The organism is Acidiphilium sp. 34-64-41 (assembly GCF_002282635.1).
GTDB lineage: Bacteria > Pseudomonadota > Alphaproteobacteria > Acetobacterales > Acetobacteraceae > Acidiphilium > Acidiphilium rubrum.
In genome coordinates, this window is the sequence record NZ_NCJX01000001.1 from 163,417 (window position 1) to 179,593 (window position 16,177).

The window sequence follows — 16,177 nt, forward strand, 5'->3', positions numbered from 1 at the left end:
CGCGGTCCTTTTCATGATTGATGCCCCGGTGCTGCGGCTTCCGAGAGGAACCCCTTGGGATAGGGGCGCACCACCAGACGATCCGCGAGCCGCAGATCGATGGTCAGCACCGGGCGTTCCAGCAGGTTGATCCGGTCGTCCGCCTGCATCAGCCGCGCCATCGCGGTCGCTTCATGCTGGTCCGGCAGCTTGACCGTGGTGTGGTCGCGCAACAGCAGATTCCAGCGCAGATTGTCGATCCGCTCGGCGGCGACGACGTGTTTGGCGATCGAGGGATATTGTTTCAGCAGGGCGAGCAGCGCCTTTGCGTGCTGCGGCACGCCGGCGCCGACCAGCAGCGGCAGGTCAGGGTCGTGCGCGCGGGCGGCCGCGGCATCGTGGCCGAGCAGCACGGTGCCGTCCGGCCCGATCAGGGCGAAGCGGTTGTCGGGCTGTTGCCAGATCGCGATGGGACGGCGCTCGACCACGGCAACCCGCACCGTATCGGGCAGCAGGCGTTCGACGGTCGCGCTCCGCACCGCCCCCAGGGCCGCGATCCGCGCCGAGGCCTGGGCGGGCGAAAATCCGAGGATCGGCATGCCCTTGGCCACACCGAGCGCCCGCTCGATCGCCGCGCGGGGCGTGGTCGAGGCACCGGAGATTTCGATATGGCGAACCCGGAAGCCGCCATCCGCCAGCACCGCGGCGGCGGCGTTATGCACCGGGCGGAACAGCGCATCGACCCCGCGCAGCCCGAGCGGCACGATCACCAGGGCAGACACGATGGCGATGCCGAAAATAATCGGCTTGCGCGATTTGCGCAGCCGGCGCAGCAGCAGGGTGCGCGCGCTGGGGCGATCCTGCACGACCGGCTTGCGGGATTTGGGTTTTACACGCGGCATGCGGCGTGCTCCACCATCCAGGCGCACAACGCCGGGAAATCGATGCCGCAATAAGCCGCCTGCTCGGGCACCAGCGAGGTCGGCGTCAGGCCCGGCTGGGTATTGACCTCGAGCAGCACCAGACGATCGGTTTCGTCATCGTATCGGAAATCGGCGCGCGAGGCGCCGCGGCAGCCGAGCGCGTGATGCGCCGCGACCGCGACATCCTTGGCCCGCGCAGTGATTTCCTGCGTCACGCGGGCCGGCACATCGTGGCGGGAGCCGCCTTCGGCATATTTGGCCGTGTAATCGTAGAACCCATCCGAGCGGATTTCGGTCACCGCCAGCGCCCGGCCATCGAGCACGGCGACGGTGAGTTCGCGGCCCGGGATATATTCCTCGGCCATCACGGTGTCGCCGAACGGCCAGTCGCGCGCGATATCGGCGCGGCGATTATCGCCGTGGCGGATGATATGCACACCGACCGAGGAGCCTTCATTGACCGGTTTCAGCACATAGGGCCGCGGCAGCGGATCGGCCTCGGCGAGTTCGTCGCGCGGCACGATGCGATGCTGCGCCAGCGGCAGGCCGGCGGCGGCGAAGGCGGCCTTGGCGACCGATTTATCCATCGCCATCGCGGAGGCGCGCACGCCGGAATGGGTGTAGGGGATGCCCATATAATCGAGCACGCCCTGGATCGTGCCATCCTCGCCGAAGCGGCCGTGCAGCGCGTTGAACACCGCATCCGGCGCGGGCGTGAGTGCGGCGATCACCGCGCTGAGATCGGCCCCGACCTCGATGGCGAGCACCTCGTAACCGGCGGTGCGCAGGGCGGCGATCACCTGGCGGCCGGTGGCAAGACTAACCTCGCGCTCCGCCGAGATGCCGCCGAACAGCACCGCGACGCGCTTGATGCCGGGCGAGGCACCGATCATGACCGCGCCCTTGGCACGACGCCGATGCGCTTGATTTCCCACAGCAGCGCAATGCCGGTTTCGGCGCGCACGCGCGCGCGCACCGCATCGCCCAGAGCTTCGAGGTCGGCGGCGGTGGCGGCACCGCGATTGATCAGGAAATTGCAGTGTTTTTCGGAAACCTGGGCATCGCCGATCACCATGCCGCGGCAACCGGCCTGATCGATCAACTGCCAGGCCTTGTGACCCTCCGGGTTACGAAACGTCGAGCCGCCGGTGCGCGCGCGGATCGGCTGGCTCGCCTCGCGATTGGTGCGGATATCGGCCATCCTGGCGGCAATCGCTGCCGGTTGATCGCCACGCGCGATCAGGCGGGCGCGCACGACGATGCCGCCCGGCGGCAGGCTGGCATGGCGGTAGGACAGCGCGAGATCGGCCGCGGTGTAGCGGGCGATGGTGCCGTCGCGCCCGATGATCTCGGCCCAGTCGAGCACGTCGCGGATTTCGCTGCCATAGGCGCCGGCGTTCATCGCGACGGCACCGCCGAGCGAGCCGGGAATGCCGGACAGGAATTCGAGACCGGCAAGACCGGCGGCGGCGGCGGTTTCGGCAATCGTCATGTCGAGCGCCGCCGCACCCGCGATCACGCCATCGGGCTCGATCGCGATGTCGCTGAAGCCGCGCGCGAGTTTGACGACGATGCCGGGAATCCCGCCATCGCGAATAATCAGGTTCGAGGCCGCCCCGATGATGGTAACCGGCAGTTCCGGCGGCACCGAAGCCATGAACGCCGCCAGATCATCGGCGTCCTGCGGGCGCAGCAGATACGCGGCCTCACCGCCCACCCGAAACCAGGTGGCCGCCCCCAGCGGCGCATCGAACGCCACCCGGCCGCGCGGGGCCGGCAGGCTGTCGCGCCAGTCGGCCTGGATGCTGGCGGCCATCATCGCAGGCCACCCTGGCCGCGGCGGTTTTGATCGGTCAGCGCCTGCAACTGCGCCGGCAGCGCCTGCGCCCATTGGGTGATGGTGCCGGCACCGAGACAGACCACGAAATCGCCGGGGCGGGCGATCGCGTTGACCATTTCGGCCAGATGATCGGGGCTGGCCAGCGGCACCACGGCACGATGCTGGCGCGAGCGCAGGCCATCGATCAAGGCATCGCGATCAACGCCTTCGATCGGCTCTTCACCGGCGGCGTACACATCAGCGACGATGACGGTATCGGCATCGTTCATGCAGGTGCAGAAATCATCGAACAGCGAGGCAAGGCGCGAGAACCGATGCGGCTGCACGACGGCAATCACCTCGCGCGCGCCGGCCTGCCGCGCCGCCTTCAGCACCGCCGCGATCTCGACCGGGTGATGGCCGTAATCATCGATGATGGTGATGCCGCCGACCTCGCCGGTTTTGGTGAAACGGCGCTTGACGCCGGCAAACCCCGCCAGGGCCGCGCGCAGATCGATTTCGGGCACGTCCATCTCAAGCCCGATGGTGATGGCCGCGAGCGCGTTCGATACGTTGTGATTGCCGAGCATCGGCAGGCGGAACGGGCCCATCCGGCGCGCCTTGCCGCCGATGCGGTCGGACAGGCGCACCTCGAAGGTCGCGCCATTGCGGTCGGACATGATGCGCTCGGCACGGACGTCGGCCTGCGGCGAGAACCCATAGGTGATCAGCCGGTGATCCGACAGATCGGGGATCATCTGCTGCACCGCCGGATGATCGATGCACAGCACCGCGAATCCATAGAACGGGATGTTCGAGACGAACTGCCGATAGCCCGCCTCCATCGCCTCGCGGGTGCCCCAATGGTCGAGATGTTCGGGGTCCATGTTCGTGACGACCGCGATGACCGAGGGCAGGCGAAGAAAGCTGCCGTCGCTTTCATCGGCCTCGACCACCATCCAGTCGCCCGTGCCGAGGCGCGCATTGGTGCCGTAGGCGTTGATGATGCCGCCGTTGATCACGGTGGGATCGAACCCGGCACCTTCGAGCACAGCGGCGACGATGCTGGTGGTGGTCGTCTTGCCGTGGGTGCCGCCGATCGCGACCGACCAGCGCAGGCGCATCAGTTCGGCCAGCATTTCAGCGCGCCGCACCACCGGGATCAGCTTGCTGCGCGCGGCCTGAACCTCGGGATTGTCGCGCGGCACCGCGGTCGAGATCACGACGACCTGAGCGGTGCCGAGATTGGCGGCGGCATGGCCGATCGCGACCTGGATGCCGGCGGCGCGCAAGCGGGCGACATTGGCGTTTTCCGCAATGTCGGAGCCCTGCACGGCGTAGCCCAGATTATGCAGCACCTCGGCAATGCCGGACATGCCGATACCGCCGATACCGACGAAATGGATCATCCCGATCCCGAGCGGCATCGCCCTCATGATACGCGCGCCGCGACACAGGATTGCACCAGATCGGCGAGCCGCGTGCTGGCATCGGCGATGCCGCAGGCGGCCGCCGCCTGCGCCATCGCGGCCAGCCGGCCGGGTTCGGCCAGCAGCGTTTCAACCGCGCGGGCCAGCACGGGCGGGGTGAGGCTCGCCTGATCGAGCCGGATGGCGCCGCCCTTGCGCGCGATCGCATCGGCGTTGTGGCGCTGATCGGCATTGATCGCGAGCGGGATGAAAATCGCCGGCCGGCCGATCACCGCGAGTTCGGCAACCGTCGAGCCCCCGGCGCGGGCGATGACCAGATGTGCGGCGGCGATGCGGGGTGCGACATCGGTGAAAAACGGTGCGAGGTCGTTGGTGATCGCGGCGGCATCGAGCAGCGCGCGCGCGGCCGCGATTTCGGGTTGCGGGCATTGCATGGTCAGGCGGATCCGGCGGCGCAGGGGTTCGGGCAGGGCCGCGAGCGCGGCCGGGATCAGGCTCGCAAAAATCCGCGCGCCGAGCGAGCCGCCCAGCACCAGCAGATCGATGGTTTGAGCGGGCGGCACGAAGGGCGCGGCGAGCAGCTTCACCACCGCCGGGCGCACCGGGTTGCCGGTCAGCGTGGTCTTGATCCGCCGTGGCACCGCCTCGGTCTTTGGAAAACTGGTCGCCAGATGATCCGCGATCCGCGCGAGCATGCGGTTGGCACCGCCGAGGATGGCGTTCTGGTCGTGCAGAATAACAATGGGCCGGCGACGCAGGCCGAGCGTTGCCACGATCGGCGGCACCGAGGGATAGCCACCGAACCCGATCACCGCCGCCGCGTCGAGCGTGGTGAGCAGGGTGCGGGCCGATTTCGTGCCGCGCGCGAGTTGTCGCAGGCCAGCGGCGACCCGCGCGGGGCTACGCCCGGCCAGGCCGGCCCCTTCGATCACATGCTGCTCGCACCCGGCGAAGACCGCGGATTGACCGGCGCCGGAGCGCGCATCGGTCATCAGCACGACGCGCTCACCCCGCCGCATCAGCACATCGGCCACGGCTTCGGCAGGAAACAAATGACCGCCGGTGCCCCCGGCGGCGATGATGATGGGTTTGAGCATCGTGCCTCTCATGCCACCCGGTCCTGCATGGTCGCGCCGGCGCCGCGTTCGGCGGCGCGTTCCGCGTGGTTGCGCTTGCGGGTCAGCGCCAGCAGGAATCCCATGTGCAGCCCGACCGCGAGCACCGCCGAACCACCGTAGGAAATGAACGGCAGCGTCATGCCCTTGGTCGGGATCAGCGACAGCGACGACGCCATGTTGATGAACGCCTGCAGCCCGAAACTGACCAGCAGGCCCGATGCCAGCACGATGACCGCGAAAATCAGAATAATGCCGAGGCAGACGATCAACCCGAATTCCTCACCGGCCACCGCGAACACGAAATCGGAGCGCGCATCCGGCAGATAATGTTTCACCTGGCCTTCGCCGGAGCCACGGCCCCACAGGCCGCCGTTGCCGAACGCCGAAAGTGCGGTAATCGCCTGATACGCCTTGTCCTTGGTCGGGTGCAGAAACAGCATCACGCGCATGTGGACATGGGCGATGAACTCGAACGCCGCAAAACCCGCGGCCCCGAAACCGGCCACCGCGATGCCGACCCAATACACATTGAGCCCATCGAGGAACAACTGGACCAGGAAGGTCGAGGCGACCAGCGCGGTCGAGCCGACATCGGGCTGGCGCAGCAGCATCAGCAGCACCAAACCGTTGAGGCCGAGTGCTGCCATCATGCCGGGAAAGCCAGGGGTGCGGCGGCGCTCGGCGAGCAGCCAGGCGGTCGCGATGATCAGCGCGGGCTTGAGGAATTCGGAAGGCTGGATCGTAAAGCCGGGCAGCGCGATCCAGCGCCGCCCACCATCGATCACCACGCCATGAACCAAAGTGAAGGCGGTCAGGATCAGAAAGATGATGCCGATACCCAGCGCCGCGAGCTTGACCTGCTTGAGGTCGAGCATCGAGGTCGCGATCATCACGAAGGCGCCGACCGCGAGGTAGACGATCTGCTTGATCATCACCATCGTGCGCGGATCGGACAAAGCGATATTGGTGGCCGGCGTCGCCGCAAGCGCCAGCACATAGCCGATGCCGACCAGCAGGATCAGGGCAGTGAGCATGACGCGATCGATGCTCCACCACCAGCGCCCGACGACCGAGGTATCCGCGCGTGAGAGAATCGGCATCAGGAGCACGCCGCCGGCAGGCTGATCGAACGTGCCGGGATCGAACGTGCGAGGGCAGCAAACTGCAAGCCGCGCTCAGCATAGTTGGCGAACTGGTCGAAGCTGGCCGCCGCCGGTGAGAGCAGCACGGTATCGATGCCGTGTCGGCGCGCGCGGTCGAAGGCCAGCGGCACCGCACGGTCGAGCGTGCCGGCGATTTCATGCGCGACGCCGTGCGCGGCGAGGGTTTGCGCGAACATCGCCGCATCGCGGCCGATCAGCACGGCATGGTCGATCCGGTCGAACCAGGGCGCCAGTCCAGCGATGCCACCATCCTTGCCGATGCCGCCCGCAATCCACACCACCCGCTCGAAACTATCGAGCGCGCGCGCGGCGGCATCGGCATTGGTGGCCTTGCTGTCATCGATGAAGTCGACGCCATCGATCGTCGCGATACGCTGCTGGCGGTGCGGCAACCCGGCAAAGCTCGCAAGCGCCGGTGCGATGCGGCCGCGTTCGATCCCCAGCGCCAACGCCACCGCCGCCGCGGCGGCGGCGTTCTGCGCGTTGTGCGTGCCGCGCAGCGCGGGCGCGGTTGACAGATCGGCGATCGGGCCAAATTCATCCTGCAGGATGCGACGATCGGCGAAAAAATCCGCCCGGTGACCGCCCGAAATCCGGATCAACCGGGCCGCATGCGTTGCAATGTCCCCGGCCAAAACGCGCGACGGTTCGTCGTCGATACCGATCACCGCCGTATCGGTATCAGTTTGACGCGCAAAAATCGCTGCCTTTGCAGCGACGTATCCGGCCATGCTGCCATGGCGGTCGAGGTGGTCGTGGGTAAGGTTCAGCATTATGGCTGCATCGAAGCGCATCGTTGCGATTCGCTCCAACATGTAACTCGACATTTCCAGCACATAAATGCCGTCATCGGGCAGCAGCGGCAGCGCGAGCGACGCCGGCCCGAGGTTGCCGCCAGCGGCGACCGGCACGCCAGAGGTTGCGAAAATATGCGCGAGCAGCGCCGTCGTGGTCGATTTGCCGTTCGTGCCGGTAATGCCTGCGAATCGCGCGGCGCTGCCGGCGGCGCGCACCGCGCGGAACAACAATTCGGCATCCGACAGAATAGCCACGCCCCGCGCGCGCATCGCCGCCGCCTCGGGGTGCGGTGCGGGACGATCATGCGGTATCCCCGGCGACAGGATCAGCGCGTCGAGCTGATCGACCTCGCTCGGCCTGGCGAGCGGAACACCAGCCGCATGGGCCGCATCGCGCCGCGCCGCATCATCGTCCCAGGCGACCACCGCGGCCCCCATGGTCCGCAACGTGACGGCGGCGGGCAGCCCGTTCTGGCCGAGGCCGAGCACGGCGAAACTCTGGCCTTCGAACACGCGCGGCCACGGTTTGATAACGTTGCTCATCGGATCTTCAGGGTTGCCAACCCTGCCAATCCCAGAATCATCGCGACGATCCAGAACCGGATCACGATCGTCGGTTCCGCCAGACCCTTCTTTTCGAAATGGTGATGCAACGGCGCCATCAAAAACACCCGCCGGCCGGTGCGCTTGTACCAGAACACCTGCACGATCACCGAAACCGTTTCGACGACAAACAAACCACCGACGATCGCGAGCACGATCTCGTTCTTGGTCGCAACCGCGACCGAACCGAGCGCGCCACCCAGCGCGAGCGACCCGGTATCGCCCATGAACACCGCGGCGGGCGGTGCGTTATACCACAGAAACCCCATGCCCGAGCCGATCAGCGCCGAGCAGAACACCGCGAGCTCACCGGTACCGGGTACGAAATTGATCTGCAGGTAATGCGCAAAAATGCGGTTGCCGACCAGATAGGCGATCAGCGCGAACACGCCGGCGGCAATGATCGTCGGCACGATCGCCAGACCATCCAGCCCATCGGTCAGGTTCACCGCGTTCGAGGCGCCCATCATGACGAACATCGCGATCAGCGGAAACGCCAGGCCGAACGGGATCAGCAGCGATTTGAACACCGGCACCGCCAGATCATCGGCAATCCCCGGCGGCATCAGCTCAGTGATCCAGATCGCCGCGACCAGGCCGATCAGCGCCTGGAACACCAGCTTGACCCGGCCGGGCACGCCCTTGGTGTTGCGCTTGGTCAGTTTCAGGAAATCATCGGCAAACCCGATCGCGCCGTAGCCGATCGTGACCATCAGCACCGCCCAGACATAGCCGTTTTCAAGATCGGCCCAGAGCAGGGTGGACACGCTCATCGCGATCAGGATCAGAAAACCGCCCATGGTGGGCGTGCCTTTTTTCTCGATCAGATGCCGCTCGGGCCCATCGAGGCGGATCGGCTGACCCTGCCGCTGGAGGGATTTCAGCCAGCGGATCAGGCGCGGACCGAGCAGGAAACTCACGATCAACGAGGTGATGCACGCACCACCGGCGCGGAAGGTGATGTAGCGGATCAGGTTCAGCACGTGAAACACGGCGCTGTGCGGCAGGAGAAGGGCGTAAAGCATCAGGCGGCGTCTTCAAGAAGAGTGATGATGGTGCGCATCCGCGAGCCGAGGCTGCCCTTGACTAACACGACGTCGCCGTCGCGCAGCGCATCGCGTACCGAAGGTGCGAGGTCAGCGGCGGTGGGTGCCCAGTGGCTCGCGCAGGCGGGCGGCAGATCATCGGCCAGCAGGCGCATCTTCTCGCCGCAGGCGAACACCAGGTCGGCGACCGCGGCCACCGGTGCCGCAAGATCGCGATGCTCGTCATCGGCGTAGTCGCCGAGTTCCAGCATGTCGCCGAGCACGACGATATGGCGGCCCGGATGCAGCGCCAGCACATCGAGGGCCGCGCGGATCGAAGCGCCGGAGGCATTGTAGCTTTCATCGAGCAGGGTGATCGTACCACCGCCGATCCGCAGGCTGCGCTGCGCACCCCGGCCGGGGAGCGGGGCAAACCCATCGAGCGCGGCGGCCGCCGCTTCGGCATCGAGCCCGAGTGCCACAGCGGCAGCGAGCGCTGCCACCGCGTTCATCGCCATATGGGTGCCGGGCGCGGCAAGGCGCAGGCGCACGATGCGATTGAGAATGTTGGCGACGATCGAAACACCACCGGCATCGCTCGCCGCATCGATCAGCCGGGCTTCGGCCAGATCATGCGTACCGAACGAAATGATCGTCGCACCATCCGGCGCGCGGCGCGCGAGGCGTGCCAGGTGCGGGCCGCGCGGCAGCACCGCCGTGCCACCGGGCAGCAGCCCGCGCAGCACTTCGGCTTTTTCATCGGCGATCGCCTCGATCGAGCCCATCAGGCCGATATGCGATGCCGCGATGCTGGTGATGATCGCGACATGGGGTCGCGCAATCGCCGCGAGCGGGGCAATTTCGCCGGGGTGGTTCATGCCGATTTCAACCACCGCGTAAGCCGCATCGGCCGGCAGCCGTGCCAGGGTCAGCGGCACGCCGATATGGTTGTTGAACGAGGCCTCGGCGGCGTGCGTCGCACCGAAACCCATGAATATGCGGCGTAGCATTTCCTTGGTGGTGGATTTGCCGACACTCCCTGTAACCGCGGCAACCCGTGCGGTGCTGCGGGCGCGGCCGAACGCGCCAAGCCGGCTCAGCGCGTCCTCGGTATCCTCGACCAGCAAAGCCGGACCTGCGCCCGCATCCTGCGAGACCAGCGCACCGGCAGCCCCCTGCCGCAAGGCGTCGGGCACGAAATCATGCCCGTCGCGCGTATCCTGCAAGGCCACGAACAGATCGCCCGGAGTGAGGCTGCGGCTGTCGATCGCAACGCCGGAGGCCGCGAACCGATCACGCGGAAACGCGCCGCCGGTGGCGATCGCGAGCTCGTCGGCGGACCATAATATCGTCATGCCAGCAGCGCCCGGATGATTGCGGCATCGTCGAACGGCAGCGTGGTGGTGCCAATGATCTGGCCCTGCTCATGCCCCTTGCCGGCCACCGCGAGCACATCGCCCGCGCGCAGCATGCCAAGCCCGGTGGCAATCGCGGTGCGGCGATCGCCGATGTCATGCGCCTCGGGGCAGGCGGCCAAAATGGCGGCGCGGATCGCATCGGGATTTTCGCTGCGCGGATTATCGTCGGTCACGATAACGATATCGGCGCGGCGGGCCGCGACCGCGCCCATCAGCGGGCGTTTGCCGCGATCACGATCGCCGCCGGCGCCGAACACCAGGATCAGCCGCCCGGTGGCGTGCGGGCGCAGCGCGGTCAGCAGGCGATCGAGCGCATCCGGCGTGTGGGCGTAATCGACATAGGCTGCCGCCCCGTTGGCCAGAATGCCGGCGCGTTCCAGCCGCCCCCGCACCGGGGCGAGAGCGGTGAGGTGATCGACCGCGTCCGCGACCCCGAGCGCGCGGGCAAGCCCGGCGGCGAGCAAGGCGTTATCCGCCTGAAACCGCCCGGGCAGCGGCAGGACAACCCGGCGCGTCGCACCGGCGCTGTGGATCACCAATTCCTGGCCTTCCGGCAACGGCGTGGCGCCGCGCAGATCGATCACCGAACCACCCTCACCCACCGTGCCCAGATCAGGGCGATGAGCGCGCAGCAGCGCCAGCGTGGCGGGATCAAGATCGGCCATCGCCAGCGCGGGCGCATCGCGCGGCAGACATTCGGTAAACAGGCGCAGCTTGGCGGCGCGATAGCCAGCCAGATCGCCGTGATAATCGAGGTGATCGCGCGTCAGATTGGTGAACCCCGCGGCGGCGAGATGCAGCCCGTCGAGCCGGCACTGGTCGAGCCCGTGGGAGGAGGCTTCGAGCGCCACATCATCGATCCCGGCCTGTTTCAATTGCGCGAGCGTGGTGGCCAGCGTCACCGGGTCGGGCGTGGTCAGGCTTTCGCCCGGCGCAAACCCGGGCGCGATCAGGCCGAGCGTGCCGAGCGAGGCGGCGCTCCGGCCCGAAGCCACGATGATCTGGCGCAGGAAATCGACGGTCGAGGTCTTGCCGTTGGTGCCGGTGATCGCGGCAATCCGGCGCGGCAGCTTCCCGGCCAGTGCCACCGCAAGCTCCGCGAGGCGACGGCGGGGATTGTCTTCGATCAGCAGCGGGCGCGGCGGCGTGCCGGCCGGCCAGGCGGTGCCAGGCGGCGCCAGCACGGCGGCGGCACCGCGCGCCACCGCATCCGCAATGAAGCGCGCCCCGTCGAGCCTGGTGCCGGGCAGGGCAGCAAAGATCATGCCGGGCAACACCGCGCGGCTGTCGGCGGTGATGCCGGTGATCGCACGCTCGGCGCCGATGATCCAATCGGGCGTCGCGTGCGTGATGCGGGCCAGCCGGCTCATCAGCTCATCCCCCCGCATGGGTGAACGGCGGGGTGACGTTCATGGTCTGGTGCGAGACGGCACCGCCGATGATCGGCGCGGACGGCGCGCTGATGGTCTCCGCCGTGGCACCCAGCGGCTGCCACATTTCGGTGCGGGCGAGTGCCGCATCATGCGCCGCCTCATCGATCGCCGCGGGCGGTTTTTCACCGGCCAGCATATAAGCGTATTTGCTCGCCCCCGGCGGGAACATATGCCCCGGCCCGAGTGCCGAGCGGCCGGGCGGCGCGGTCGGGTCGACCGGAATCGACAGCGCGGCCTGCGCGCTGGCGAGCGCATTGCCCGAGCGCGGCATGATGCCAAGCATCGGGCCGATGCGCGCAATGATATTGGCCACCGCCGGCGCCGCGACATAGCCGCCGGTGGTAAAGCCATGGCAGAACGGCATCATTTTCTTGGTCGCGTGCGGCTGCAACACCACCACGTACACCACATAGCGCGGGTTGGTCATCGGGAACGCCGCCATGAACGAGGCGTTGTTCAGGTGCTTCATGTAGCGCCCGCCCGGCCCGACCACCTGGGCCGTACCGGTCTTGCCGCCCACCAGATAGCCCGGCACGCGGGCGTAAACACCGGTGCCGTTGGGCGCCACCACGACATTGCGCATCATCTTGCGCATGATCAGCGAGGCTTTCGCGCTCATCACGCGCACGCCGGCGGGCGGTGGCCCGGCATCATCGAGCGAGGGTTTGTAGTAGACCCCGCCGTTGACCACCGGCACCACCGCCGAAATCAGTTGCAGCGGCGACATCGCGATGCCGTTGCCAAAGCTCACGGTCATGGTGGTGAGCAGTTTCCAGTTCGATTTCGGGTGATACATCGCCGGCTGCGCCTCGGGCAGCTGGATCGGCGGCTTGCCGAAGAAGCCAAGTTTTTTCAGCCAGGCGCGCTGGATGTCCGGCCCCAGGATCGTCGCGATGCGTGAGGCGCCGATATTGGACGACACTTCAAGAATATGCGGCACCGCCATCCAGATATGCGCGGGCTCGAAATCAGTCACGGTGAAGCGGCCGACATGCAGCGGATGCGTGGTATCGAACCGGTCCCAGTAATGGATCATGCCGGAGTTGATCGCCATCGACAGCGTCATCAGCTTGAACACCGAACCGGGTTCGTAGTCGCCGGAGACGCAGCGGTTGAACCGGTCGTTGGCGGGTGCCGAACCCAGATCGCCGGCGCTGTAATCGGGCAGGCTCGCCATGGCGAGCACGCGCCCGGTCCGCGCCGAAATCACGATGCCGCACGCCCCGATGCCATCGTAATCGGTCATCGCCTGCAGGGTTTCCTGCCGCACGATGCCCTCGGCCCCGATATCGATCGACAGGCGCAGCGGCGTCGCCGGATCAGCGGTCAGCGTTTTATTGAAATACTGCTCGACGCCGGCAATACCGCGCTGATCCGGCGTGACGCCACCCAGAATGTGCGCGGCCAGATCGCCTTCCGGGTAATGCCGATGCTCGATATCCTCGAAATACACGCCGGGAATGCCAAGCTGGTTGACCGCGAGCTCCTGCTCCGCGGTCAGGCCGCGATCGAGATAGACGAAGTCACGCTTGCGATCCGCGAGGCGGGCTTCCAGCCAGCCGGGATCGAGCGCGGGGATCACCGCGGCGATCTGGCGGGCAACCTCACCGGGATCGCCGATCTGCTTGGGATTGGCATACAGCGCGGCACCCGGCAGCGAAACCGCGAGAATAACGCCGTTCCGATCGGTGATTTCGGCCCGCGCGGGCGGTGGCAACAAAATATTGGTGCGCGGCAGTTCGGCGGCGATCGCCGCGGCATCCGGCCGGGTCGGATTGATCACCGACACATCGATCAGCCGCCCCGCGAGAATACCGTAAATCAGCAGAAACCCGACCAGGCCGAACACCATGCGCTTCTGCAGCACACCCAGCGCGGCGCGGCGCGCCAGATCGGGCGTGGTGATCCGCACATGCTCGACGCGCGGCGTCGCACCCTGCTCCGGCGCACCCGGGTTGCGCGCGGTATTCCACGCACCGGACCGCCGGGGAACATGCGGCGGCATCTGGTCCGGATGCGGGGCCTTGGTCATGGCGCGGTGCTGCCGACCGGGCGCGGCGGGGCCAGATTGGCGGCATAGCCACCGAAAACCGAGGTCGAAGCACCGGCTGCCGGGCGTGGCGCCGCGTGGAACGGGCGCTGCGGCACCGGCGGCGCGATGGGCGCGGATTGCGCGTTGATCGTCATCACCTGCGCGCCCATCGGGCGGACCGTGCGCGCCGGCGCCAGCACCGATCGGCCAAGCGGAATCGGGTGCGACCACACCGGATGCGCCGCTTTCGGCAGTGCATGGTGCACCACCGGCAGCCCGACCCGGTGAATGATCGGGCGCTGATGCGCCGACATCACCGGCCGCGCCGCGGCAAGCCGCGTCGTTGCCGTGGCCGACACACGCGTGCCGGATTGATGCTGCGCCGACGCCGCGACCGGAACCGCGTTGGGCGGCAGCACCACCGCCGGCGGTGCGATCGAGGCGATCGGACCGGATGCCGCGGTTGCATCGGGCAACTGGCTCGGCATGGGCGGCGGCAACGGCAGATGCGGCACGGTAGCACCCGGCGGCGGCAGCCGGTCGGCCAGTTCGGACCACGTCACCAACTGGTCCGGCGCCATCGGCTTGAGTTCGGGCAGGAACATCGCGGCAAGCCGCGTCAGGCGGTTGGGATCGGTCTCAAGCGCCCATTCGGCGCGCAACACCCGGATGCGCTGCTCGGAGGCGCGGATCTGGCTGGTCACACCGCCGATCTGGCGATCGAGCTGTTCAGCCTGATGCTTGACCACAAACATCCACGCACCGGACGACAGCGCCATCAGCGTGGTCACGAAGGTGACGGGGCGGATCATGCCGCCACCCGTTCGATCGCGCGCAGCCGGGCAGACCGGGCGCGCGGATTGGCGGCGACCTCGGCATCGCCCGGCGTGATCACGCCCTTGGTCAGCGGTTTGAAATCGGCCAGCGCGGTCGGCAAAATGCTGGACGGATCATGGCGCGAAGGCCCGGCGGTACGGCCGGATGCGGCCTGCATGAAGCGCTTGACCATGCGATCCTCCAGGGAATGAAACGAAACCGCGACCAGGCGGCCACCGGGCGCGAGAAGTGATGCCGCCTGCGCGAGGCCGCGCTCGATCTCCGCCAATTCCTGGTTCACCTCGATCCGCAACGCCTGAAAGCTGCGCGTGGCGGGGTGGATGCCGGATTTATCCGGGCGCACCACGGTGCGGATCACCGCGGCAAGATCGGCGGTGGTTTCGAACGCCTGGGTCGCGCGGCGCGCCACGATCGCGGCGGCAATCCGGCGCGAGGCGCGCTCCTCGCCGAACTGGTACAGAATATCCGCAAGCTCGGCCTCACCGCGGGTATTGACGATCTGTGCGGCGGTCTCGCCGGTCGATCCCATGCGCATGTCGAGCGGCCCATCGCCCCGGAATGAAAAGCCGCGCGCCGGATCATCGATCTGATAGGACGACACGCCGAAATCGAACACCGCACCGTCGAGCGCCGCAACCCCTGCCGCTTTCAACAAATCGAGCAGATCGCCAAACCGCCCCTCGATCAGATGCAGCCGGTCGGGATATTGGGCCGCCAGCGCCGCCCCGCGCACGATCGCGGCCGGATCACGATCGATCGCCCAGATCGTGCAGCGCGCCGCTGCCAGCAGGGCCGCACTGTAGCCGCCGCCACCGAACGTGCCATCGAGATAAATGCCGCCGTCGCGCGGTGCCAGCATCGCCACCGCCTCGTCGCGCAGCACCGGAATATGGCCGCTCATACCAGCACCCCGGACGGCAGCGTCATGCTCGCGGCCCGCTCCGGTTCGCGCACCGCGGCGCTGCGCCGCCCGGCCGCTTCCGGCTCCCAGATCTGAAACGTCGAGCCGACGCCCTTGAACACCACGGAATCGGTCAGCCCGGCATGGCGGACCAGTTTTTCGGGCAGCAGCACCCTGCCCTCCTTGTCGGCATCGAGCTTATAGGCATCGCCATAGATCAGCTCGGCCAGATCATCGTGCTGATCGCTGAAAATCTGCAAATGATCGAGCTTCGCCGCCAGCGTCTTGAACATCGGCTCGGGCCAGGCCTCGATGCAGGCATATTTATGCGAAGGGCGGAAAATCAGCCGGATCGGCTCGGCATCACCGCGCAGTTTCGCCCGGAATGGGGCGGGGATCGAAACCCGTCCCTTCGCGTCGAGCCGGTTCTGGTGGGTGCCGAGAAATTGGCTCATGCGGCTGCGTCAAAGCCCTTTCGTCTCGCCTGTTATGCCTCGCTGCAAGCTGTCGAATGCAAGGAATCAACCATCGCACCCGATTCGCCGTGGGTGAGCATGGGATATCATGGGCAAATATGGGCGTCAAAGGGTTTATGCCTGCGAATCATAATAAACATCGGCATTATCGGCAACAAATCGGAATCGTTAACGAATGATAAACAGATAAACCAACAACTCGACTATGTTTCTGTTTTGTTCC

The 16,177-nt window shown here is 67.2% G+C and carries 14 protein-coding genes; all 14 read right to left on the reverse strand.

Going from position 1 to position 16,177, the window contains the following annotated elements:
- Positions 1–11: 11 nt before the first annotated feature.
- From B7X49_RS00780 to mraZ, 14 genes are read right to left on the reverse strand one after another with little or no spacing between them, the layout of a single operon-like run.
- The gene (locus tag B7X49_RS00780) at positions 12–881 is read right to left on the reverse strand and encodes a cell division protein FtsQ/DivIB (protein WP_029312948.1); all 870 of its coding nucleotides are present in this window, start codon (positions 879–881) and stop codon (positions 12–14) included.
- Positions 869–1,795: a D-alanine--D-alanine ligase gene (locus tag B7X49_RS00785; protein WP_286702402.1), complete on the reverse strand. Its 927-nt coding sequence runs from the start codon at positions 1,793–1,795 to the stop codon at positions 869–871. The genes B7X49_RS00780 and B7X49_RS00785 overlap by 13 nt, the downstream gene beginning before the upstream one ends.
- On the reverse strand, positions 1,792–2,721 hold the full coding sequence (murB, locus tag B7X49_RS00790) for a UDP-N-acetylmuramate dehydrogenase (protein ID WP_286702403.1): 930 nt from the start codon (positions 2,719–2,721) through the stop codon (positions 1,792–1,794). The genes B7X49_RS00785 and murB overlap by 4 nt, the downstream gene beginning before the upstream one ends.
- Positions 2,718–4,157 carry a UDP-N-acetylmuramate--L-alanine ligase gene (gene murC / locus B7X49_RS00795; RefSeq protein ID WP_286837630.1) on the reverse strand — a complete coding sequence of 480 codons (1,440 nt, stop codon included), beginning with the start codon at positions 4,155–4,157 and terminating at the stop codon, positions 2,718–2,720. The genes murB and murC overlap by 4 nt, the downstream gene beginning before the upstream one ends.
- Positions 4,154–5,260 carry a UDP-N-acetylglucosamine--N-acetylmuramyl-(pentapeptide) pyrophosphoryl-undecaprenol N-acetylglucosamine transferase gene (locus tag B7X49_RS00800; RefSeq protein ID WP_286702404.1) on the reverse strand — a complete coding sequence of 369 codons (1,107 nt, stop codon included), beginning with the start codon at positions 5,258–5,260 and terminating at the stop codon, positions 4,154–4,156. The genes murC and B7X49_RS00800 overlap by 4 nt, the downstream gene beginning before the upstream one ends.
- Positions 5,257–6,369, reverse strand: coding sequence for an FtsW/RodA/SpoVE family cell cycle protein (locus B7X49_RS00805; protein WP_286837748.1), 1,113 nt, complete (start codon positions 6,367–6,369; stop codon positions 5,257–5,259). Before B7X49_RS00805 ends, B7X49_RS00800 begins: the two co-directional genes overlap by 4 nt.
- A complete protein-coding gene (gene murD, locus B7X49_RS00810; protein ID WP_286702405.1) occupies positions 6,369–7,772 on the reverse strand; it encodes a UDP-N-acetylmuramoyl-L-alanine--D-glutamate ligase in 1,404 nt (467 codons plus the stop codon). Before murD ends, B7X49_RS00805 begins: the two co-directional genes overlap by 1 nt.
- Positions 7,769–8,857 (reverse strand): phospho-N-acetylmuramoyl-pentapeptide-transferase, encoded by a 1,089-nt coding sequence (mraY, locus tag B7X49_RS00815; RefSeq protein WP_286702406.1) that lies wholly within the window; start codon positions 8,855–8,857, stop codon positions 7,769–7,771. The genes murD and mraY overlap by 4 nt, the downstream gene beginning before the upstream one ends.
- Entirely contained in the window at positions 8,857–10,212 is a 1,356-nt protein-coding gene (gene murF / locus B7X49_RS00820; protein WP_286702407.1) for a UDP-N-acetylmuramoyl-tripeptide--D-alanyl-D-alanine ligase, read from the reverse strand. Before murF ends, mraY begins: the two co-directional genes overlap by 1 nt.
- Entirely contained in the window at positions 10,209–11,645 is a 1,437-nt protein-coding gene (locus B7X49_RS00825; protein WP_286702408.1) for a UDP-N-acetylmuramoyl-L-alanyl-D-glutamate--2,6-diaminopimelate ligase, read from the reverse strand. The genes murF and B7X49_RS00825 overlap by 4 nt, the downstream gene beginning before the upstream one ends.
- Positions 11,646–11,649: 4 nt before the next feature.
- Positions 11,650–13,740, reverse strand: a complete 2,091-nt coding sequence (locus B7X49_RS00830; protein WP_286702409.1) for a penicillin-binding protein 2 — start codon at positions 13,738–13,740, stop codon at positions 11,650–11,652.
- Entirely contained in the window at positions 13,737–14,552 is an 816-nt protein-coding gene (locus B7X49_RS00835) for a hypothetical protein (protein ID WP_286702410.1), read from the reverse strand. The genes B7X49_RS00830 and B7X49_RS00835 overlap by 4 nt, the downstream gene beginning before the upstream one ends.
- Complete coding sequence (gene rsmH / locus B7X49_RS00840) at positions 14,549–15,478, reverse strand: 16S rRNA (cytosine(1402)-N(4))-methyltransferase RsmH (protein ID WP_286702411.1); 930 nt, start codon at positions 15,476–15,478, stop codon at positions 14,549–14,551. Before rsmH ends, B7X49_RS00835 begins: the two co-directional genes overlap by 4 nt.
- Positions 15,475–15,933, reverse strand: a complete 459-nt coding sequence (gene mraZ, locus B7X49_RS00845) for a division/cell wall cluster transcriptional repressor MraZ (protein ID WP_286702412.1) — start codon at positions 15,931–15,933, stop codon at positions 15,475–15,477. The genes rsmH and mraZ overlap by 4 nt, the downstream gene beginning before the upstream one ends.
- Positions 15,934–16,177: the final 244 nt, after the last annotated feature.